Source organism: Streptococcus sp. 2018162, from assembly GCF_019754175.1.
Lineage (GTDB): Bacteria > Bacillota > Bacilli > Lactobacillales > Streptococcaceae > Streptococcus > Streptococcus hashimotonensis.
Map to the genome: position 1 here is coordinate 71,076 of NZ_JAIJZP010000003.1, position 21,817 is coordinate 92,892.

At 42.4% G+C, this 21,817-nt stretch carries 24 protein-coding genes; 16 read left to right on the plus strand and 8 right to left on the minus strand.

The features are described 5' to 3' along the window. The first annotated feature begins 330 nt into the window (after positions 1 to 330). From sstT to K5Q22_RS04300, 8 genes are all read left to right on the plus strand, one after another. Positions 331 to 1,506: a serine/threonine transporter SstT gene (gene sstT, locus K5Q22_RS04265; RefSeq protein WP_239017147.1), complete on the plus strand. Its 1,176-nt coding sequence runs from the start codon at positions 331 to 333 to the stop codon at positions 1,504 to 1,506. A gap of 100 nt (positions 1,507 to 1,606) precedes the next feature. Then, positions 1,607 to 3,007, plus strand: a complete 1,401-nt coding sequence (pepV, locus tag K5Q22_RS04270; protein WP_239514847.1) for a dipeptidase PepV — start codon at positions 1,607 to 1,609, stop codon at positions 3,005 to 3,007. 519 nt (positions 3,008 to 3,526) lie between these two features. Continuing rightward, complete coding sequence (locus K5Q22_RS04275) at positions 3,527 to 3,985, plus strand: GNAT family N-acetyltransferase (protein WP_205013679.1); 459 nt, start codon at positions 3,527 to 3,529, stop codon at positions 3,983 to 3,985. Further along, the gene (locus K5Q22_RS04280) at positions 3,972 to 4,550 is read left to right on the plus strand and encodes a uracil-DNA glycosylase family protein (RefSeq protein ID WP_205013678.1); all 579 of its coding nucleotides are present in this window, start codon (positions 3,972 to 3,974) and stop codon (positions 4,548 to 4,550) included. The genes K5Q22_RS04275 and K5Q22_RS04280 overlap by 14 nt, the downstream gene beginning before the upstream one ends. Positions 4,551 to 4,621: 71 nt before the next feature. After that, the gene (locus tag K5Q22_RS04285; RefSeq protein ID WP_205013677.1) at positions 4,622 to 5,404 is read left to right on the plus strand and encodes a YgcG family protein; all 783 of its coding nucleotides are present in this window, start codon (positions 4,622 to 4,624) and stop codon (positions 5,402 to 5,404) included. A gap of 71 nt (positions 5,405 to 5,475) precedes the next feature. Then, complete coding sequence (locus K5Q22_RS04290; RefSeq protein ID WP_205013676.1) at positions 5,476 to 6,057, plus strand: LemA family protein; 582 nt, start codon at positions 5,476 to 5,478, stop codon at positions 6,055 to 6,057. Between the two features lie 11 nt (positions 6,058 to 6,068). Further along, on the plus strand, positions 6,069 to 7,538 hold the full coding sequence (locus tag K5Q22_RS04295) for a flotillin family protein (protein WP_024402832.1): 1,470 nt from the start codon (positions 6,069 to 6,071) through the stop codon (positions 7,536 to 7,538). 71 nt (positions 7,539 to 7,609) lie between these two features. Next, complete coding sequence (locus K5Q22_RS04300) at positions 7,610 to 7,918, plus strand: hypothetical protein (protein ID WP_024396077.1); 309 nt, start codon at positions 7,610 to 7,612, stop codon at positions 7,916 to 7,918. A gap of 122 nt (positions 7,919 to 8,040) precedes the next feature. Here the strand turns inward: K5Q22_RS04300 and K5Q22_RS04305 are convergent, their stop codons facing one another. Both K5Q22_RS04305 and mnmE read right to left on the minus strand, forming a co-directional pair. Further along, positions 8,041 to 9,117 (minus strand): hypothetical protein, encoded by a 1,077-nt coding sequence (locus K5Q22_RS04305; RefSeq protein ID WP_205013675.1) that lies wholly within the window; start codon positions 9,115 to 9,117, stop codon positions 8,041 to 8,043. Between the two features lie 203 nt (positions 9,118 to 9,320). After that, positions 9,321 to 10,694, minus strand: coding sequence for a tRNA uridine-5-carboxymethylaminomethyl(34) synthesis GTPase MnmE (gene mnmE / locus K5Q22_RS04310; RefSeq protein ID WP_044683629.1), 1,374 nt, complete (start codon positions 10,692 to 10,694; stop codon positions 9,321 to 9,323). A 148-nt stretch (positions 10,695 to 10,842) separates the two neighbouring features. On the opposite strand from mnmE, the gene cas3 reads away from it, so the two are divergent. The 7 genes from cas3 (at position 10,843) to cas2 (ending at position 19,220) form a co-directional block, all read left to right on the plus strand. Continuing rightward, positions 10,843 to 13,278, plus strand: a complete 2,436-nt coding sequence (gene cas3 / locus K5Q22_RS04315; RefSeq protein WP_205013674.1) for a CRISPR-associated helicase Cas3' — start codon at positions 10,843 to 10,845, stop codon at positions 13,276 to 13,278. 461 nt (positions 13,279 to 13,739) lie between these two features. Further along, complete coding sequence (cas5c, locus tag K5Q22_RS04320; protein ID WP_205013673.1) at positions 13,740 to 14,477, plus strand: type I-C CRISPR-associated protein Cas5c; 738 nt, start codon at positions 13,740 to 13,742, stop codon at positions 14,475 to 14,477. After that, entirely contained in the window at positions 14,477 to 16,369 is a 1,893-nt protein-coding gene (cas8c, locus tag K5Q22_RS04325) for a type I-C CRISPR-associated protein Cas8c/Csd1 (protein WP_205013672.1), read from the plus strand. Before cas5c ends, cas8c begins: the two co-directional genes overlap by 1 nt. 3 nt (positions 16,370 to 16,372) lie before the next feature. Then, positions 16,373 to 17,221, plus strand: coding sequence for a type I-C CRISPR-associated protein Cas7/Csd2 (cas7c, locus tag K5Q22_RS04330; protein ID WP_105159000.1), 849 nt, complete (start codon positions 16,373 to 16,375; stop codon positions 17,219 to 17,221). Position 17,222: 1 nt separating this feature from the next. Then, entirely contained in the window at positions 17,223 to 17,894 is a 672-nt protein-coding gene (gene cas4, locus K5Q22_RS04335; RefSeq protein WP_205013671.1) for a CRISPR-associated protein Cas4, read from the plus strand. Continuing rightward, a complete protein-coding gene (gene cas1c, locus K5Q22_RS04340; protein WP_172082081.1) occupies positions 17,891 to 18,916 on the plus strand; it encodes a type I-C CRISPR-associated endonuclease Cas1c in 1,026 nt (341 codons plus the stop codon). The genes cas4 and cas1c overlap by 4 nt, the downstream gene beginning before the upstream one ends. A gap of 10 nt (positions 18,917 to 18,926) precedes the next feature. Continuing rightward, complete coding sequence (gene cas2, locus K5Q22_RS04345) at positions 18,927 to 19,220, plus strand: CRISPR-associated endonuclease Cas2 (RefSeq protein WP_205013670.1); 294 nt, start codon at positions 18,927 to 18,929, stop codon at positions 19,218 to 19,220. A 207-nt stretch (positions 19,221 to 19,427) separates the two neighbouring features. Here the strand turns inward: cas2 and K5Q22_RS04350 are convergent, their stop codons facing one another. Further along, positions 19,428 to 19,574, minus strand: a complete 147-nt coding sequence (locus K5Q22_RS04350) for a hypothetical protein (RefSeq protein ID WP_221868569.1) — start codon at positions 19,572 to 19,574, stop codon at positions 19,428 to 19,430. Positions 19,575 to 19,778: 204 nt separating this feature from the next. On the opposite strand from K5Q22_RS04350, the gene K5Q22_RS04355 reads away from it, so the two are divergent. Then, entirely contained in the window at positions 19,779 to 19,925 is a 147-nt protein-coding gene (locus tag K5Q22_RS04355; RefSeq protein WP_221868571.1) for a hypothetical protein, read from the plus strand. Positions 19,926 to 20,193: 268 nt separating this feature from the next. Here K5Q22_RS04355 and K5Q22_RS04360 read toward each other — a convergent pair whose 3' ends face one another. The 5 genes from K5Q22_RS04360 to K5Q22_RS04380 all read right to left on the minus strand — a co-directional run bounded on the left by K5Q22_RS04360 (position 20,194) and on the right by K5Q22_RS04380 (position 21,691). Then, positions 20,194 to 20,373: a hypothetical protein gene (locus K5Q22_RS04360; protein WP_221868573.1), complete on the minus strand. Its 180-nt coding sequence runs from the start codon at positions 20,371 to 20,373 to the stop codon at positions 20,194 to 20,196. Positions 20,374 to 20,683: 310 nt separating this feature from the next. Next, positions 20,684 to 20,905 carry a hypothetical protein gene (locus tag K5Q22_RS04365; protein ID WP_221868575.1) on the minus strand — a complete coding sequence of 74 codons (222 nt, stop codon included), beginning with the start codon at positions 20,903 to 20,905 and terminating at the stop codon, positions 20,684 to 20,686. Between the two features lie 103 nt (positions 20,906 to 21,008). Then, entirely contained in the window at positions 21,009 to 21,233 is a 225-nt protein-coding gene (locus K5Q22_RS04370) for a hypothetical protein (protein WP_221868577.1), read from the minus strand. A gap of 83 nt (positions 21,234 to 21,316) precedes the next feature. Next, positions 21,317 to 21,493, minus strand: a complete 177-nt coding sequence (locus K5Q22_RS04375) for a hypothetical protein (RefSeq protein WP_221868579.1) — start codon at positions 21,491 to 21,493, stop codon at positions 21,317 to 21,319. 27 nt (positions 21,494 to 21,520) lie between these two features. After that, on the minus strand, positions 21,521 to 21,691 hold the full coding sequence (locus tag K5Q22_RS04380; RefSeq protein WP_221868581.1) for a hypothetical protein: 171 nt from the start codon (positions 21,689 to 21,691) through the stop codon (positions 21,521 to 21,523). Positions 21,692 to 21,817 lie beyond the last annotated feature (126 nt).

Consider the following 21,817-nt stretch of genomic DNA (forward strand, 5'->3'; position numbering starts at 1 on the left):
ATTTTTCGCACATAAAAAAAATTATAGGTCAATGTTATCTAGCTATCATTTGAAATAAAAGTAAGTAGTGGAGTTATCTGTTTAGGTAAAAAATGATTGCGTAAATCGTTGAGGTCTGGGCAGTAAGTAGATAAAGCTTATAAAGTATTTTGTTTTGATTACAGATGTATATTTATTCGTAAAAATATGGGCGCCACACATAGATTGCATCATGCAGAAAATAGATTTTAGAAGCGAAGGCTATTGACCAACCTTCATTTTTCTGCTATGATTGAAAAATGTTTGTTTGGAGGTAAATGAGTGAATAAAATAATATCTGTATGGAAAAAAATGAATTTAATCCGAAAAATCGGAATTGGTGTTGTTTTGGGAGTGTTACTAGGCTTAATTGCTCCAAAAATAACGGTCATTGCTCTATTTGGTAGTCTATTTGTAGGAGCATTGAAAGCTATAGCTCCTCTTTTGGTTCTGACACTAGTTGCGCATGCTCTATCACAAGCTCCTGCTGGTCAAAAATCGAATATGAGGACAGTTATCTGCTTGTATCTATTTGGCACTTTTGCTGCGGCCTTTATTGCTGTAGGAGCAAGCTATTTATTCCCTATTAAATTGGTTCTTTCTACTACAACGACTACGGACATTACTCCTCCACAAGGGATTGCTGAAGTATTCCAAGACCTCTTGTTGAAGGTTGTTGACAATCCAATCAATGCACTTGCAACGGCTAATTATATTGGTGTTTTGACATGGGCGGCAGTGTTTGGCTTGGCCTTTCGTCATGCAAGCAAGACAACCAAAGATTTATTGCAATCTGCGGCGGAAGTGACTTCTAAAGTTGTAGGCTGGATTATTGGTCTGGCACCATTTGGTATCATGGGCTTGGTTTTCGATACCATTGCAAATAATGGTCTGACAGCTTTAAAAGACTATGGTTTACTGCTCTTACTCTTGGTTGGAAGCATGGTTTTTGTCGCGCTTGTTGTCAATCCCTTGATTGCTTTTCTTGTAATGAAGAAAAATCCTTACCCGCTGGTGTTTGAATGTCTTCGGGTTAGTGGGGTTACGGCATTTTTTACAAGAAGTTCAGCAGCTAATATTCCTGTCAATATGCAGCTCTGCAAACGTTTAGGAGTGGATCCAGATACATACTCAGTATCCATTCCGCTCGGTGCCACAATTAATATGGCTGGCGCGGCTATTACGATTAATATTTTAACAATGGCAGCTGTTCATACACTTGGCATCAGTGTTGATTTCAGCTCAGCTCTTCTTTTATCCGTTGTTGCATCACTATCAGCAGCAGGAGCATCTGGGGTAGCAGGTGGCTCGCTTCTCCTCATCCCAGTAGCATGTAGTCTTTTTGGCATTCCAAATGAGTTAGCCATGCAAGTAGTTGGAGTCGGATTTGTGGTCGGAGTGATTCAGGACTCTTGTGAAACAGCCCTCAACTCATCAACCGATGTTTTGTTTACAGTTGTAGCAGAACGATCTGCTTGGAAAAAATAGAAAGAAGTTGGGAGACCAACTTTTTTTCTTTGCTTTACTTCTGAAATCTCTTTCATTTTGTGATAAAATAGACTTACTTTGATACTGAAAAGGAGAAATTATGACAGTAAATTTTAGAGCAGAGTTTGACAAACGCAAAGATGAGTTTCTAGCAGACCTCTTTGACCTCCTCCGCATCAATTCTGAGCGTGACGACAGCCAGGCAGATGCCCAACATCCATTTGGACCAGGCCCAGTGCGTGCCTTGGACAAGTTCCTGGAAATCGCTCAGCGTGATGGTTACCCAACCAAGAACGTTGACAACTATGCAGGTCACTTTGAGTTTGGCGAGGGCGAAGAAGTTCTCGGTATCTTCGGTCACTTGGACGTGGTGCCAGCAGGAAGCGGTTGGAACACTGACCCGTACGAGCCGCAAATCATCGACGGCAAGCTCTTTGCCCGCGGTTCCTCTGACGACAAAGGACCGACCATGGCTTGCTACTACGGCTTGAAAATCATCAAGGAGTTGGGCCTTCCGACTTCGAAAAAAGTCCGCTTCATCGTCGGTACCGACGAAGAGTCAGGCTGGGCGGACATGGATTACTACTTCGAGCACGTCGGCCTTCCCCTGCCAGATTTCGGATTTTCTCCAGATGCTGAGTTCCCGATTATCAATGGTGAAAAGGGCAATATCACAGCTTATCTTCATTTTGCGGGGGAAAATAGCGGAGCTGCTAAACTGCATTCCTTCGCAGGCGGTTTGCGTGAGAACATGGTGCCTGAGTCTGCGACAGCTATCATCTCTGGCGACCTAGCAGACCTGGACAGTAAGTTGGCAGAATTCACAGCTACTTACGGCCTAAAAGCTGACGCGGAAACCCTTGAAAACGGACAAGTACAAGTGACCGTCATCGGAAAATCAGCCCACGGTTCAACCCCAGAAGAAGGAGTCAACGGAGCAACCTATTTGGCTAAATTCCTCAGCCAATTCGCCTTTGACGGAGCAGCTAAAGCCTATCTTAACTTGGCAGGACAAGTCCTTCTGGAAGACCATGACGCTAAGAAACTCGGCGTAGCCATCTACGATGAGCAAATGGGTGCCCTTTCTATGAACGCAGGTGTCTTCAAGTTTGATGAAACCTCATCTGACAACACCATTGCCCTCAACTTCCGTTATCCAAAAAATACCAACCCTGAAGCTATCAAGGCTGGTTTGGAAAAACTTGGCGTGGAAGCTGTCAGCCTGTCTGAGCATGGTCATACCCCACACTATTGCCCGATCGACGACCCAATGGTCGCGACCCTTTTGTCTGTTTATGAAAAACACACAGGCTTGAAAGGTCACGAACAAGTGATCGGTGGCGGAACATTCGGACGCTTGCTCAAACGTGGTGTTGCCTACGGAGCTATGTTCCCAGGCGATGTCAATACCATGCACCAAGCCAACGAATTTATCGAAGTTGAGCAACTCTACCGCGCAGCTGCCATTTACGCAGAAGCTATTTATGAATTGATCAAATAATACGAACCCATATTTACAGTACAGCACTTTTATCTAAGGCTAGTTTTTCAGCTACTCATTGTTCGTTTTTGGGGAGTGAGAAAGAACTCGATTGGTCTCAAAACGAGTTCGTCAACAAATTTTCGTTTCAAGTTGTTGACCTGAAACAATCTATCCCCAGACTGTTTCACTCCCACCTCCGCACAGCTCCAACAGTCAGAGTAGTGACTGTTGGAGGTTGGAAATGAAGCGAACTTGTTCGCAACAGTCGTAGAGGTCGGATTTGGAGTGTAAAACACGAATTGCAGAGATTTGCTTCACAAATCCTATCTCCAACCTTTAACAGTCCACTGGACTGTTAAACCCAATCAACCACTGCGCTGAGATGTTGATACAAACTCTGAGAAGTGGCGCTGGGCTTGAGCCCAGTCTCAAAAAACTTCCTTGATTAGCGAAAAACTATCTCTTATATCAAAGTACTTTACTTGTGAATACGGGTTCATATCAAGACGGGTTCGCCCGTCTTTTTTAGGAGGGAAAATGGAACTGAAAGAACTCACACTTGCAGATATAGAAATGGTCAAACAGCTCTTTTTATCTGTATTTAGTCAGGAGCCATGGAATGACGATTGGTCTGACGAGGAACAACTGGACCGCTATCTAGGCGATTTGCTGTCACACCCCAGAGCACTTTGCTTTGGATTGCTTGACCAAGGTAGCCTCATTGCCCTTTCTCTAGGGCACATTCGCTACTGGTATGAGGGGACCGAATACCGTATTGAAGATCTCTGTATTGCTCGCAACTACCAAGGACGAGGAATTGGTAAGGACTTTCTAAAAAGAATTGAGGAGCAGCTGGTCGAGAGAAAGATTGTTCATATTCTCCTGCAAACCGAACGCACTCTTCCAGCCTTTTTCTTTTATAAAAAATGCGGTTTTCGTGCCTTAGAAGAAGATGTGACCATGGTCAAGAAAGTAGGACATCATGGAACTTGCTGATATTCGTCAGGCGATTATGAAGGATGCAGCTAATCAAGCTTTTACGAATCAGGGAATAGTTCCGCTTTTCCAAGCATCTTCTACCGCAAAAATCCTCATTATTGGGCAGGCGCCGGGATTAAAAACACAAGAAAAAGGTCGCCTCTTTGATGATGCCAGTGGAGAGAATCTGCGGAAATGGTTGGGAGTAGATAGGGAATTCTTCTATGAATCTGGCCATTTTGCTATTCTTCCTATGGATTTCTATTATCCAGGAAAGGGGAAGTCTGGGGATTTGCCGCCTCGCAAGGATTTTGCGCCCAAATGGCACCCACTCATTATGAAGCAACTACCCCAGATTGAACTGACCTTGTTGATTGGTAAGTATGCCCAGGACTATTATTTAGGAGAATCCCATAGGACTGTGACCGAGAGAGTGGAGAATGCAGGTGATTACCTACCCACCTATTTTCCCCTACCTCATCCATCGCCAAGGAACAATATCTGGCAAGCTAAACATCCTTGGTTTGTTGAACAGACTCTACCGTTACTGAAAAACAACATAAATATATTGTTGGGAAAATAATAATATGATATAATTGTATATATATACCTAATAAATTTTTCTTATCTTTGTTCATCGAAGGAGGTGTTCTGATGAGAAAATGGAAAAAAATTGTCATTGGCTGTTTCGCTATTCTAACGGTTTGCTTGCTATTTGCACCCACACTAGCTAGAGCAAATCAGATTCCAGACCGACCCACAGGTACAACGGTAGTGGATGAGACGCAGTTACTCTCGAGTGAGACCATTGCAGAAATTGATCAACTCAATCGAAGTTGGGCAAGCACCGAGCAAGCTTTACAGGTTGGTGTTTATGTAACAGAAAGTCTGTCCAGTGATATTGAAAGTTTGGCTAATGAAACCTTTCGTCACTGGCAGGTCGGTTTTGCAGGAACGGACAACGGAGTTCTTTTAGTGATTGCCATAGCTGACAGGGAATTTCGGATAGAAACCTCAGACAATGCTGCCACAGTCATTACGGATGTAGAAGCCAAGGATATTCTAGAGAATGCAAGGGAATTCTTTCGACAGGAAGACTACAGTAGAGGAATTTCCTATATCGTCAACTCCATTGGGGATAGATTTTATGGGACAAGCATTGGTAAAAATCAGTTAGCTGCTATAGAAGAAGGTACAAGTGAGGAGGATGACGGCTTCTGGCTGTTTCTCATAGTTATTCTGATCGCTATCCTATTTGGTATTATTGACAAATCTAGTCGTGGTGGAGGCGGACCAGGTAATCTACTCTGGATGTTGATTGATGATCATCATCACTATCACAATCATCACTCGTCTAATTCCTCATCGTCTAGTTTTGGCGGAGGTAGTTGGTCAGGTGGTGGAGGCGGCGGTGGCGGAGCCTCTTCTGGATGGTAAGGCTCGTATAGGGCTTCTGATAGTTGTTTGCTTTTTTACGAATATTTAATCGTAGTTAGAAAGGAAATCTTATGAAAAAGAAATGGTTGGTCATCCTCATACCAGTCCTAGCTCTGCTGTTTTTAGGAATGGGAGCAGTTGGGCAATACAATGGCTTAGTTGACAGTTATGCTGAGGTTGAAAATGCGCAAGCCAATGTAGACACGCAGTTGCAACGTCGCTATGACTTGATACCCAATGTAGTCGCAGCTGTCAAAGACGCCATGGAACACGAGGAAGAAATATTTACTGCTATTGCAGAAGCGCGTGCTAAAATCGGTTCCAGTCAACAGGGAACGAGTGACTATAATCAAGCTCAAAGTCAGCTAGATTCTGCAGTATCTAGATTGTTGGTAGTGGCTGAGAATTATCCTCAATTGACAGCCAACCAACAGGTATCAGACCTGATTACAGAGCTTGAAGGTACGGAAAATCGGATACTGGTAGCCCGTAAAGATTATAATGCGGTGGCAACTACCTACAATAAAAAAATCAAGCGGTTCCCGACCTCCATCTATGCAGGTCTATTCGGATATGAAAAAGTAGAGCTCTTCCAGGCAACAAATGCTGCAGCGACGACTGTACCAAGTGTTGATTTGAGTGATAAGGAATAAAGGAGATAAATATGGACTTTGGATTTGATATATTGGCAATTATGATACCAATTATTGTTGTTGTACTATTTGTTTTATTGTTTGTATTTGGTTATGTGTCCGCCAAGCCTAACGAAGCGATTGTCATTACCGGCTTGGGCAAACCTCGGACCTTAATTGGTCGTTCTGGTTTTATGATTCCCTTTATCGAAAAACGCTCCTATATCTCTATTGAGCAGTTTTCAACAGATGTGCAGACCACAGATTTTGTACCAACTCTTGATTTTATCAACGTAAAAGCTGATGCGGTCGTAAAAGTAAAGGTTGGGGTATCTGATGAATTGCTCAATGCGGCAGCTCAAAACTTCCTTAACTGGAAAACTGCAGATATTTCTGCCTCTATTCAAGATGTCTTGGAAGGAAATCTGCGTGAAATCATTGGCCAGATGGAATTGCGTGACATGGTCAATAACCGCCAGGCTTTTGCAGAAAAAGTCCAATCCAACGCGGCTCCTGACTTGGCTAAAATGGGGCTGGAAATCATCGCCTTCACGGTTCAATCCTTCACAGATGACAACGATGTCATTAAAAACCTAGGTATTGACAATATTGTGACCATCCAGAAGGATGCTGCAAATGCTCGTGCCAAAGCAGAGCGGGAACAAGCAGAAGTCCGTGCTCGTGAGGATAAGGCGGCTAATGATGCGCGTGTTGCTGCAGACTTAGAAATCGCCAAGAAACAGAATGAACTAGCTATTGAGCAAGCTAATCTAAAACGTCAGTCAGATGTCCAACTGGCACAGGCAAACGCAGCCTATGGCATTGAGGAACAAGCTCAACGGAAAGAAATCGAGCGTGCAACTGCTGAAGCCAATATTGTCAAGCAACAAAAAGAAGCAGAAGTAAAAGCAGAGGAAGTTAAGGTCCGTGAACAAGAGCTCTCAGCTACTATCCGCAAACAGGCAGAGGCAGAAAAATATGCTCGTCAGCAAGCTGCAGAAGCAGATTTGATTGAACGTCAACGCAAGGCAGAAGCAGAACTCTACGAAACGCAGCGTGAAGCGGAAGCTCAAAAAGCGCGTGCAGAAGCTGCTAAGTATGCTGCGGAGCAAGAAGCGGCAGGTATTGAGGCCAAAGGACGTGCCGAAGCAGAAGCCATCCGTTTGAAACTCGAAGCCGAAGCAGAAGGTCTTAGCAAGAAGGCGGATGCCATGGCTAAGTTTAATGATGCAGCAGTGACAGAAATGGTGGTCAATGTCCTTCCAGAAATCGCCAAGAATATTGCCGCACCACTTGGAAATGTTGATAAGATTACCATGTACGGCGAAGGGAATGCCTCAAAAATGGTGGGAGACCTGATGACGACCATGGACAAGACAACAGAAGGTCTAGGCCTCAATGTCCGTGATTTAATCAGCGCAACCCTAACTGGTCGTGCCATGTCAACAGGTTTACTGGCTGCCCAAGAAACAAAAGAAGCGGAAGAGGACAAAGAAAAATGATAAGCAGTTGGAAGAGATGGGTGACTGAGTAGGTTTACACCATCATTTCCATCGCATGATTGTCTTTAAAAATGAAAATGTTTAGAAACAGTAAAAAAAGTAAGTTGTTTATACAAAAAATAAATGAACTATTATCTGATTCAGAATTAAAGTTGAGCAAAGCATTGAAATTCCAGTTGTTGGAAGCAATGGAGTTGTGTGAAAAAGGTAGTAAGATTAGCTATCTTTCCTATAAAATATATCCATGTGTATCGGAAGAACTAGCTTTGAATAGGATTCAATCGGATAAATTAAAGATGTTTAAGCGCTATTTAGAGCAAGAAAGGTGGAAATATTATTTTGGTTCTGCTTTGGGAATGGCGTTTACTTCGATTAGATAGTGGTTCCGAGGATTTGTAAGTACATTGATTGTGCTATGCAACTTCGATAGAATATGAGAAAGTCCCAAGAAAGAGTAATCTTGGGACTTTTACAATCTTTGATTGAGATTCGTTTTTGTTTATCAGTCATTTACCCACACCCCGCTGACATAATCCTCAGATAGAATGGTTTGACTTAAAACTTTTTTTGCTTGCCAGTCATAGATGAGTGCCTTACCAGCCAGAATCAATAATAATCTATTACCGTCTAGTTGGCGGACATGGTCAATATAATAAGGACGAGGATTAAGCTCGTCTAGACGATGGTAGCTCTCTTGACCTGTTTGGGTATTATAAATGGTGAAAGAGATTGCAGATAGCCAATCGCTTTCGTGCTCAATGAATAATAGGTTATCTTCCTTGAGTGGTTGGATGCTTCCTGGTGTAGGCTGTGATAAGGTTATGGAGGAAAATGTACGTGTCTTTGTATTGAAGGTCAAAATATCATAGGAAGTCTCAATATCCTTGTAATCTAAAGCATGGTGACTAGTGATTGGAAGATAGAGTGTATCCTTTGCAAGGAGTCCTTCATGAGTTACTAGATTTTTGTCATATTCGACTATATCTGATCTTGTAAAGCTTGTTTTATCGATGATATAGAGAACATTTTTTTGAGAATCTGATTGACCAGTGGTTATTTGATTGCCGTTTAAATAAATGAATGTATCATCTGCATAGACATATGGAAGTGGGAAAAAATCATCATCTAGTTTTAATTGATTTTTTAATTTGAACGTATTATCGAACTGCGATAAGGCATGGAAAGGACCTGCTGTATAAAAATGTTGTCCATCAGTTCCGCTGATGTAGGTAGCGTATTTGCTTGGCTTACGAAGAATTTCTCCTGTTTTGAAATCAATAGAAACCAAATTGTCATTGGTAAATTTCTGCTGGTCATTGGCAAAAACTAAATATTGATTGTCTAGAATGTGATTTTTTCCAGAGCCGAAATAGTTGTCCGAATTCATTTTTTGAGTGTGAATGAGCTTTGGCTGGTCATTAGATAATTGAAAGGCTTCGATTTTACCTGGATAAACGAGATAGAAGTCAGCATTTGAATCGAGTTCTACTTTGGCGTGTTGATAAGTTTCCAATTTCCAAGCGATAAAGGAAAAAATAAGGCAAAAAGCGGCAAGCAAAGCGATTATCATTTTTTTCATAGGGTAAGCCTCCTTTCTATCCATAGTATAGTTTATTTTTTAGAGAAGGACAAGTTTTAATCTGTTAATATACAAAAAGTGTGAAAAAACTGAACCTTTCGTCTTCAATCACAATTTGAATCATTAAAAATAGCTTAGAATCACGGTTTCTTAGGACGTAATTCTAAGCTATTTTCTATTTTTAAGACTTACTTAGCCTCTTCTTATTTTCCAAGACAGAATTGGCTAAAGAGTTGGGTGATGAGTTCATCTGGAGCAGCATCACCTGTGATTTCTCCTAAAATCTGCCAACAGCGTGTCAGGTCAACCTGTAACAAGTCTACGGGCATGCCCATTTCCAGACCGTCATTGACAGCTTGTAGGCTTTGGACGGCTTGCTCAATCAGGGAAATATGACGAGAATTGGAGAGGTAGGTGGCATCTTGCTCTACCAAACCTGCATTTTCAAAGAAGAGCTGGTTGATTTTTTCTTCGATTTGGTCGATATTCTGGTTTTTCAAGACGGAAATGCGAATGACATCCTCGGGCAGTTGGTCTGCTTCAATCTTCTCTTCCAGGTCGGTCTTGTTGAGCAGGACGATGCGGTTGGCCAAATCGGAAATGGCTAGGAGATTGCGGTCTTGTTCGGTCAGTGGCTCGGATGCGTTGAGGACTAGCAGGATCAGGTCGGCCTCCTCAAGGGCTTTTTTAGACCGTTCCACACCGATTTTTTCAACGATGTCATCTGTTTCACGGATACCTGCGGTATCAATCAGCTTGAGGGGGACACCTTTGATGTTGACGTATTCTTCGATAACGTCGCGGGTTGTTCCTGCGATGTCTGTAACGATGGCTTTTTCCTCGCGGAGAAGATTATTGAGCAGGCTGGATTTTCCCACATTTGGACGACCGATAATGGCGGTTGCGATGCCTTCACGCAGGATTTTTCCACGGCGGGCAGTACGGAGGAGATTTTCCAAAAGGGCTTGGAACTGGAGGGTCTTTTCACGGACCAGCTCTGTCGTCGCCTCCTCGACGTCGTCGTACTCAGGATAGTCGATGTTGACCTCGACCTGTGCCAGTGTGTTGAGAATCTCCTGGCGGGTGTCGTTGATGAGCTGGGAGAGGGAGCCGTCAAGCTGGCGGACGGCATTGTGCATGGCCTTGTCGGTCTTGGCACGGATAACATCCATGACGGCCTCTGCCTGGGTCAAATCCACACGGCCGTTGAGAAAGGCACGCTTGGTAAACTCGCCCGGCTCAGCCATTCGAGCACCTTGGCGAATCAGGAGTTGAAGGATTTCGTTGGTAACGGCGATGCCTCCGTGGGTGTTAATCTCGATGACATCTTCGCGGGTGAAGGTGCGTGGGGAACGCATGACCCCCAGCATGACCTCGTCAAGCACTTGCCCTGTCGCAGGGTCAATAATGTGGCCATAGTTGAGGCTGTGGCTAGGAACAGTCGCCAAATCCTTGCCCTTGAAAACCTTGCTGGCAATAGCAAATGCATCCGTCCCAGACAGGCGGACAATCCCGATAGCCCCCTCACCGAGAGGAGTTGAAATGGCAGTTATTGTATCGAATTCTTTGGTGATCATAATAATGTGCTTTCTGTAGTTTAGTAATAGTACTATTATAGCACTTTGTTTTAAAACCGATGAAAAAATAGAAGCTAAAAAATCAGTAAACGCTTTCTATACATATCAGAAAATGGTAAAATAATACTATAAAACAGGAGGCATGAGAATGAATTTAGCGCATATTGAAAAGAGAGAAAAAGAAAGTCGATTTCAATATCTAGAGGACCACCTGTTCAACGTTGCGATGGGGGCGAAATCGCTCGCAGAAACGATTGGCCAAGGGGATATTTTGTTCTTACTAGGACTTTATCACGATCTTGGAAAGGCGGAAAGACTTTTTCAGAAAAAACTGAAAGAGGAGCCAAGTCTACACGTAGATCATTCGTATGCGGGAGCACGTTACCTATTTCAAGAGATTGTACAAGTCTTCCAACGCTCGGAGAGAAACCCAAACGATGCACAGCTTTTTCGTGAAATAATAGCCTATATTATATCAGCTCACCACGGTGTTTATGACGTCCCTCTACCTGAAGATATGGAAGGAGCAGGTAGATATCGGTATAGTAAGTTATTTTATCGGATTGGCCAGCCACGAGAAGGCTATCATTATGAAGAAGATATAAAGGCCTATGCTAAGTTATTGGAAGAACAACTACCTAGCTTTGGATATCAAAATGTAGATGATTTAGTGATGAAATCATTTGAAAATTTTCAAACCGCTTGGGCAAAGTTATGCATCAATGATGATAGTGAATCGGCTTTTTATAGCTCTTGTTTTGTCCGACTCTCCCTATCTTATTTGAAGAATGCAGATATTTTGGATACGATTAATGCCTATGACCTTGTTATCGAGCCCAAAAATACTGAGGAAAATAGTGAACTTGTTCAGAAGTATTTTCAATCAGTAGAAGAAATTTATGCAGGATTTGGAAATCCAACTACAGAGTTAAACCGTATTCGAACGGCCTTGGGAGAGCGGGTTAAACAACGTGGTACTACGGATTCTGCAGGTATTTATCGCCTTAATCTTCCGACGGGTGCAGGTAAAACCAACCTGTCCCTCCGTTACGCAGTTCATCAACTGACACAGAAAGGTAAAAAACGTTTCTTTTACATGACGCCTTTTTTGTCTGTTTTAGAACAAAATGCAGCAGCGATTCAGGAAATTATTGGTAAGGAGGGTGTCTTAGAGCACCATTCTAATCTAGTTAGAGAACAACAAGATGCCACACCTCAGAATGAAGAGTATGGAGAGGAAACAGTCAATAGTCTAATGACAGATTACTTGATTGATACCTGGGATAGCCCAGTGGTTTTGACCACCATGGTTCAGTTCTTTCAAACCCTCTTTAAGACCAAGTCAGCCAATATCAGACGTTTCTCCAGCTTAGCAAACAGCATCTTGATTTTAGATGAAGTCCAGTCCCTTCCCATTGAGGTCACCACGCTCTTTAATCTGACCATGAATTTTTTGAGTCGTGTCATGGGGGCTACAGTTGTCCTCTGTACAGCGACTCAACCTGCCTATGATTCGGTTTCCATAAGCCACCGCCTTTTATATGGAGGGGAAATAGCAGAGCAGGCAGATATTGTCACCTTAACCGCTGAAGAGCAAGCGGTCTTTAAGAGGACAGAACTCCGCAAGTTCGATGAAAGCAATGCGGTTTCCCGATTGTCTGACTTAGCCAGTTTTATCTTGGAAGAAGATACTTCCACGCTTGTCATTCTCAATACCAAACCAGCAGTAGAAAAACTGTATAGCCTATTAGAATTTCAAACAGACAGACCACTTTATCATCTCTCGACCAATATGTGTGCTCAACACCGTCTCGATGTTATCCAAGAAATCAAAGAGCAGTTGAAAGAAGATGTTCCCCTAATTTGTATCAGTACACAGCTGATTGAAGCAGGAGTGGATGTTGATTTTGAGCGAGTAGTTCGATCTTACGCAGGACTAGATTCAATTGTCCAAGCAGCTGGCCGTTGTAACCGTGAAGGAAAACGTGATGTCGGTCAGGTAACATTGATAAATTTATCCAAGGAAGAAGAAAGCCTCACCTATCTTAAAGAAATCAAGCATAAAAAGGAGGCGACTGAGAGTATTTTGATAAAAGAAAGGTCACCTATTGATGCAGCAGCCTTAAATCGCCTATTTTTTGAACGTTACTATGCCGACAATACAAAGCAATTTGATTACCCACTGTCTACCAATGAATCTGTCTATGACTATCTCAGCCTAAGTAGCTTCAAAGAAAGTCCGAACTGCAAAGTCAGACAGTCATTCAAGACGGCAGGGCAGAAAATGGATTTAATCAAAGATGATAGTATTGGCGTCCTAGTTCCATATGGTGACGGAGCGGATATCATCGCCGATTTGGAAGAACGTTTGGTAGATAATTCTTATCCAAGGGGTCAGGATTTAATTGAGATTAAACAAATTCTCAAGAACTTACAACCTTTCACAGTCAATTTGAGAAAGTATGACAGTCGACTACAAGCTGTCCGATATTATTTAGATGGACAGGTCTTAATACTGCAAGAAGAGTATTATGATGATGAAAAGCTTGGATTAAAAAAAGAGGCAAACCTTCCTATCTTGTAAGGTAAGATAGGAAGATCTGCCAGTTTCTATTACATAAAATAAAAACATAATTTCAATCCGCATAGTCTACTATGATGAATTGATTTTATCACGATAAGAATAATAAATCAAAAAAAGTTCTTCGGAAGAACTAAAATCATTTAATTTTTTACTCATAAAATATATACATAGAACGAGTAATATGTTATAATTATTACTACTAAGGAGGTGAAGGGGCATAACGGAAAATGTTTTTCAACTAATAGACAAATTGTTGGAGCGAGACCAGCTATTCTAACGGCCGTAGCTTATCTGGTTTTTGCCTTACAATCGGGAAACAAAAACTACTTTTACGTGCTAGTCAGTGGTTACTGTGGTTGAGGACTGTGGTGACCACCGCTAGCTATTCTGTTAGTTAGGTTATACATTTCTGTTGTAGTCTATCTTTACTATGATAAAAAAAGAAAAGGAGGAACTCGATTTTGTATCGTTCACGGAATTTCTACCTGCGGGTGAAGGGTGATCTTGCTCTCTTTACGAATCCTGCGACCAAGGGTGGTGGAGAGAGGTCAAGCTATGCCGTTCCTACTCGACAGGCCTTAAAAGGTGTGGTGGATGCGGTTTACTATAAACCAACCATTACAAATGTTGTGACAGAAGTGAAGGTTGTCAATCAAATTCAAACGGAGCTTCACGGAGTCCGAGCCTTGTTGGCTAATTATGGAGCTGACTTGAGCTATGTTTCTTATCTCAGCAACGTGGAATACCTGGTCAAATTTCACTTTATCTGGAATGAACATCGCCCAGATTTAGTGCACGATCGCCTACCCAACAAACATGAGGCGATTATGGAAAGGTCTATCAAAAAAGGAGGACGCCGAGATGTCTTTCTTGGAACCAGGGAATGTCTTGGTTTAGTTGAAGCCATTAGCCAGGAAGATTATGAAACAGCTAAATTAGAATATGCAGATAAGACCATTGACTTTGGAATTATGTTTCATTCATTTGCCTATCCAACAGAATCTAATCAACCGCTTCGTTCCTATTTTACAAGGACCGTCATGGAAAACGGTGTCATACGGTTTAAGGAGCAAGAAGACTGCGAGATTGTAAACACACTTTCAAATTATGTTTTCAAGACCTCGGGGAACATCAAGTCAGTAGAAGAAGAATTTGAGATATACTCACGAGATCAAGAAAATGAGGAAGGAGGTCGCTAATGGATTTCTTTACAGCACTTTTACGGGCTTATGAAGCAGCTGAGGACACAGGCTGGGTAGACAATGCTCAAAAATCAACCAGCCCCCTCCTACCGATTTACCATACCAGTCGTCGTTCAAATGGGAAGGACACGATAGCTGTTCTACTAGACAATGAAGGAAACTTCATGAAGGCAGATTTTATGGCTGATGGCGAGAGTATCATCTTTCCGGTGACTTCTGACTCGGTGGCTCGTTCGGGGAAAAATCCAGCTCCGCACCCGTTGGTTGATAAATTAACTTACTATCTTTCAGAGATAGACCAAGGACAGTATGATACCTATCATCGTCAGCTGGATGAATGGATTTCTCAGTGTCAGGAACCAGAAGTTAAAAGATTTTTGAGTCATATCCAGTATTTTCTGTTACAGGATGATTTTATAGATAAAATTGTTCAGTCCCTCTATGGTAGAGTAACCGGTAGAGAGGGATTAAAAGTAACTTTTCTGAACAGTGATGATAGTGAAAAGACTATTGACCTATCGACTGCTTTTATAGAATTTAAAATTGATCAATTCAATGGCTATCAAACAGTTTCTGTTACCAATTATGTAGACTTGCATAAGGCTTACATTTCGTATGTGGAATCGAATCAGCAAGCAGATATCATCTGTAATATTAGTGGGAAGCAAGAAGTGCTGGCTGCCAAGCACCGCGGATTGATAGGAAATGCCAAACTGATTTCAGTCAGCAATAACATTGAAACCTATAAAGGACGCTTCAAGGAACGAGAGGATGTCTTTACAGTTGGGAATCAGACTTCGGAAAAGATTCATTTAATGGCAAAATTTTTGTTGGAGAATGAACATACCCACGCATGGCTAGGGTCAGGACAGCATTTAATCAACTGGTTTAGTGATGATTTGACCAATGAGACACAATTAGATATCACCACTCCAAAAGTGGAAGACACTGGAATGTTTGATTTTGGAGAAACGTCTTCAGATGATAGCCCAAAATTTCAAGTAACAGAGGCAAATAAGAAAATCCGCTCTGCATTTATCCACGGTAAAAAAGAATTTGGTGATGGGGCGACCTACTATATCGCTATCGTTAACAAGACCAATGATGGTCGTGTTGCCCTTAAATACTTTAGACAACTAGCTGTCTCACAATTACTAGATAATCTCAACAAATGGCAGGACAAGTATTCTTGGCCGTTTAAAAAGAAAAACGGGGGGTATGCTGAGTGTCCGCCGAGTTATATAGATATTATTTTGGCAGCCTATGGGGTAGACAGAGGTCGATTCTTGGAACTGGATAACGACAAGTTCAAAAGTGATCAGTTCCAAAAGTTGGCTACTAGTATGATTGACGGGAAAGATGTTCCTGAAACGATTCTTGGTAAATTGAGAGACAATATCAAGCAACGTCAGAGATATGGTAACACATGGAAAAAGGTATTATTTGTTTCCTTGGCTCTTTTACATAAAAATAATAAGGAGGAATTTACACCAATGTTAGACCACGAGAATAAGAATCGTTCCTATTTGTTTGGACGATTGTTGGCGATTTTTGAATTGTTAGAACTTCAACGGTATCAGTTAGATGGTTCAAAAAATGATCGCATCACCAATGCAGAACGCTACTGGACTGCTTATACCAGTCAGCCAGCTAAGTTGATGATGAATTTGACCAATAAAATCAAACCTTATGAAGAGGCAGTCAAGTTAAACAGTCCTGGCATCTTTAAGAAATTGGACAAAGAGAGGGAAGAAATCATGGATTTACTGAGTCCCTTGATGCAAGACCGTGGTATCAATGATCCATTAGACTATCGCTTTATATTTGGTTATTATGCTGAGAAGCAATACTTCTACACAAAACAAGAAAAAATTGAAAGTGAGGAATAAAGAATGTTGGAACAGAAAATTGATTTTATGGTAACCATTGAGGTGCGTGAGGCCAATGCTAATGGTGATCCTTTATCAGGAAATATGCCACGTACGAATGCAAATAACCAAGGGATTATTAGTGATGTTGCGATTAAGCGGAAAATTCGTAATCGTATGCAAGACATGGGGCATTCTATTTTTGTCCAAGCCAATGATCGGATTGAAGATGAATTCAAATCTTTGGAAAAACGTTTCTCCAATCATTTTACTGCAAAAACTCCTGACAGTGAGATTGAAGAAACTGCTAATAAACTATGGCTAGATGTCCGTTCGTTTGGTCAGGTCTTCACTTACTTGAAAAAATCAATTGGTGTTCGTGGACCGGTGTCTATTAGTATGGCCAAATCGCTAGAACCTATCGTGATTTCAAGTTTGCAGATTACTCGTAGTACTAACGGTATGGAAGCTAAAAATGAGAGTGGTCGCTCTTCTGACACCATGGGAACCAAGCATTTTGTAGACTATGGTGTGTATGTTATAAAGGGGTCTATCAATGCTTATTTTGCAGAGAAGACAGGCTTTACGGCAGAAGATGCTGAGGTCTTGAAAGAAACCCTGATTACCCTATTTGAAAATGATGCGTCATCAGCTCGCCCAGAAGGTTCCATGCGTGTTCGTGAAGTTTTCTGGTTCACTCATTCCAATAAACTGGGCAATGTTTCTAGTGCACGCATCTTCGACTTGTTAGAATTTGATAAGGAAAAACAAGACAAGTCAAGCTATGAAGAGTATGCGATTGGACTGAATCAGAAAGAGCTGGCTGAGTTTCAGGCTAAGGGATTGAAAGTTGAGATTTTAGAAGGATTGTAAGATGGCCTATGCAGAAGATGATTATTTGATGTTGTCTGGTATTCAACATTTTCAGTTCTGCAAACGTCAATGGGCCTTGATCCATATTTATCAAGAATGGGCTGAAAATGAAGCAACCACTCACGGTCAGTTTCTTCATCAAAAAGCTGACAATCCCTATATCAAAGAAAAACGTAAGGATTTCTTGATTTCTAGGGCGATGCAGGTATCGTCTAAGGAGTTAGGGCTTTACGGGATTTTGGATGTTGTGGAATTCCATAAAGATGAGGCAGGCATTTCACTGAGTGGAAAACGTGGCAAATGGATTCCAACTATCGTTGAATACAAGCGTGGTAAACCGAAAAAAGATGAACGGGATATTGTTCAATTGGTCGCACAGACCATGTGTTTGGAGGAAGCACTTGGTTGCAAAATTGATAAGGGCTATCTGTACTATCATAGTGTCAATAAAAAAGTAGAAATTAGCATTAGTGCTGAATTGAGGCATATGGTTGTTGAATTAGCCAGACAAATGCATGAACTTTATCAGAAACGAGATTTGCCAAAGGCTGAGTATTTTAAGAATTGCCAACTTTGCTCACTGGTAGATATTTGTATGCCTAGATTGAGTAAAAAAACGCGTAGTGTTGCTCATTATATCCAACAATCCATGGCAAGCGAGGAGGGGTTATGAAGAAACTGCTGAATACACTCTATCTGACTCAGGAAGATTTTTATTTGACTAGAGAGCGGGACAATATTGTCATTAAGCAAAATGGCGTTGCTGTTCATCGCTTTCCCTATCGAATTATAGACGGTATTGTGTGTTTTTCTTATCTTGGAGCCTCTCCGTCTTTGATTGAACTGTGTGCGGAACATCAAATTAACCTTTCCTTCCATACACCTCAGGGGCGATTTTGTGGCCGGTTTGTAGGTCCGACGAATGGAAATGTTCTGTTAAGACGGCAACAGTATCGCTTAGCTGATGATGCTTTGTCTCTGGAATTTGCCAAACGTTTTATTCTGTCTAAAATCTCTAATTCCAGAAAATACCTGTTGCGATTTCGTAGAGATCATAAAGATAGGGTGGATGGGAATCTATTTGAAGAGGTCAATACAGAGCTGACTTGGGCAGTGGAAATGGTTCAAACCGCTCTGGATAAGGAGACGCTGCTTGGAATTGAGGGGCAGGCAGCAAATCACTATTTCCGCCTATTCAACGAAATGGTTTTGACTGATAAGGAGACGTTTCAATTCAATGGTCGCAGCAGAAGGCCGCCATTGGACTGTGTGAATGCCTTACTTTCCTTCGGCTACAGTCTGTTGACCTATGAATGCCAATCAGCACTTGAAGCGGTTGGTCTGGATAGTTATGTTGGATTTTTCCACACAGACCGTCCTGGTCGTGCGAGTCTGGCTTTGGATTTGGTTGAGGAATTTCGTTCCTTCATTGTTGATCGGTTTGTATTTTCCTTAATCAATAGAGGGCAGCTAACGAAAAAACATTTTGATATCAAAGAAAATGGGAGTGTTTTATTGACTGAAAAAGGCAGAGCAGTTTTCATTGAAGCCTGGCAAAAGCGGAAACATACAGAAGTCGAGCATCCATTTACGCAGGAAAAAGTCAAATTGATGTTACTGCCCTACGTTCAGGCACAATTGCTTGCAAAGGCTATTCGAGGCGAGTTGGACAGTTATCCTCCCTTTATGATATAGGGGCTATATTATGATGGTATTAGTGACTTATGATGTCAATACAGAAACAGCAGCTGGACGAAAGCGGTTGAGAAAAGTAGCCAAGCTGTGCATTGACTTTGGACAACGTGTGCAACATTCTGTTTTCGAATGTTCAGTCACTCCAGCAGAATTCGTTGAAGTAAAGAATAGATTATTGGAAATCATTGACAAGGAACAGGACAGTATCCGCTTTTATATGCTAGGAAAAAACTGGCAAAATCGTGTGGAAACGATTGGGCGAGATACTAGTTATGATCCAGATCAAGGAGTCCTTCTGTTATAGATTATCTCTGCGAATCGGGCTCACTCATTAAATGTGGGGAGATTCGCGTGAAAAGCATATGAAAAACAGTGAAAATAGAGTGAATTTATGGTATATTCTATATCTGTAGAAACTTTATTTTTATAAAACAGTGTCAAATGGCACTGTCGCACCCCATACGGGTGCGTGGATTGAAATAATATCAGAAAATGGTTTCATGGTAACTCCTTAGTCGCACCCCATACGGGTGCGTGGATTGAAATAAGACTTTGTTAGTACATTGATGATGGAAAGCGGGTCGCACCCCATACGGGTGCGTGGATTGAAATGTTCTTCCCTGGTACGAAAGTATCCAACGATGTCGTCGCACCCCATACGGGTGCGTGGATTGAAATAGTCTTATTGAATTACAGAAATTTATGAATAAGCAGTCGCACCCCATACGGGTGCGTGGATTGAAATGCCAAAGTTGCGTTGATTCAATTCGCAGAGCAAGGTCGCACCCCATACGGGTGCGTGGATTGAAATAGTTGAAAATAAATCAATCTTCCAAATACTCTATCGTCGCACCCCATACGGGTGCGTGGATTGAAATATTCGACAAATAGCGATAATATACCTCATAGTCTTGTCGCACCCCATACGGGTGCGTGGATTGAAATTGCTAACACAGGTCGTGATGCCAAAAAAGAAATTAGTCGCACCCCATACGGGTGCGTGGATTGAAATCGTCCGCAGCTGTTCCACTACTTCCACCAGCAGAGTCGCACCCCATACGGGTGCGTGGATTGAAATATAATCATCATCTAACACAGTCTGGAAAGGACGAGTCGCACCCCATACGGGTGCGTGGATTGAAATATAACTACCTTGAATTTTTGAAACAGTATCAGCAGTCGCACCCCATACGGGTGCGTGGATTGAAATATTTGAGTTTTAACAGTCCACATGTCTAAATTAGTCGCACCCCATACGGGTGCGTGGATTGAAATTACTACGTTTGGTTGGATAGAAGTCCACTTTGTGTCGCACCCCATACGGGTGCGTGGATTGAAATACACAAATACCTGTTGGTATTCTTCCTTATAAAGGTCACGTCGCACCCCATACGGGTGCGTGGATTGAAATACACAGAGGAAATCCACCACAAGGGCTTGGAAATGTCGCACCCCATACGGGTGCGTGGATTGAAATTCAACTACATTAGAAAGGTAATAAAATGGAAAACGTCGCACCCCATACGGGTGCGTGGATTGAAATCCGTTAAGCTTTATCTTATCAGGATTGGTAATACGAGTCGCACCCCATACGGGTGCGTGGATTGAAATACTAGTCAGCCGATGGATATTACTGATGATGGATTGTCGCACCCCATACGGGTGCGTGGATTGAAATGATGCAGAGGAGGTACTAAATGACTAACGAAAAACGTCGCACCCCATACGGGTGCGTGGATTGAAATAACTATACAGTTTAAAACAACGTTAGAACGTGATAGTCGCACCCCATACGGGTGCGTGGATTGAAATTGTACCTACAATTGTTACTTCCGAATCTACCACGTCGCACCCCATACGGGTGCGTGGATTGAAATTGTGACTGAACATAACAGTCGGACGGTTGATTATGTCGCACCCCATACGGGTGCGTGGATTGAAATTTGTTTTTGAAGTTACGATTAACGGCAATAGTACGTCGCACCCCATACGGGTGCGTGGATTGAAATACACACCTGAAAACAAATTTCATTGTTTAACCGGTCGCACCCCATACGGGTGCGTGGATTGAAATAACATCAAATCACGAATTTTAAATTTTGTCAAGCGTCGCACCCCATACGGGTGCGTGGATTGAAATGGAACTGCTAATGTAGTCGTTACTGATCAAGCCTGTCGCACCCCATACGGGTGCGTGGATTGAAATCAATGTCATATATAAATGCAAACCTAGAAGTGAGTCGCACCCCATACGGGTGCGTGGATTGAAATCGGTAAAAATTGCCGAATACATAGCTTGGTAAAAGTCGCACCCCATACGGGTGCGTGGATTGAAATATCCAAACGGACCCCGTATTTTTCCATATCAAGTCGCACCCCATACGGGTGCGTGGGTTGAAATCAACGTATTGCTTCTTCTAGTGCTAGTGCTAGTGTCGCACCCCACACGGGTGCGTGGGTTGAAATTACTATTGTAAAACTTTTAAACAGAGTAGCAAGGTCGCACCCCACACGGGTGCGTGGGTTGAAATAAGCAAGTTCCCACTTGGGCTGTTGGTCATGGCAGTCGCACCCCACACGGGTGTGTGGGTTGAAATTGAATCGTCAAATGATGGCGGCTTTGTCGGAATTGTCGCACCCCACACGGGTGCGTGGGTTGAAATAATGGGGGCTAGGTCTATTTGGTCTTACTAGTCGCGTCGCACCCCACACGGGTGCGTGGGTTGAAATTCCTTTAAATAATTCCAACAGTTCTTGCTTTTTGTCGCACCCCACACGGGTGCGTGGGTTGAAATAGATACAAAGGCGCAAGCTGTTGTTTCAGAATTTGTCGCACCCCACACGGGTGCGTGGGTTGAAATCTAGCGAGGGGGCAAAACTAGACATTACTCCATCGTCGCA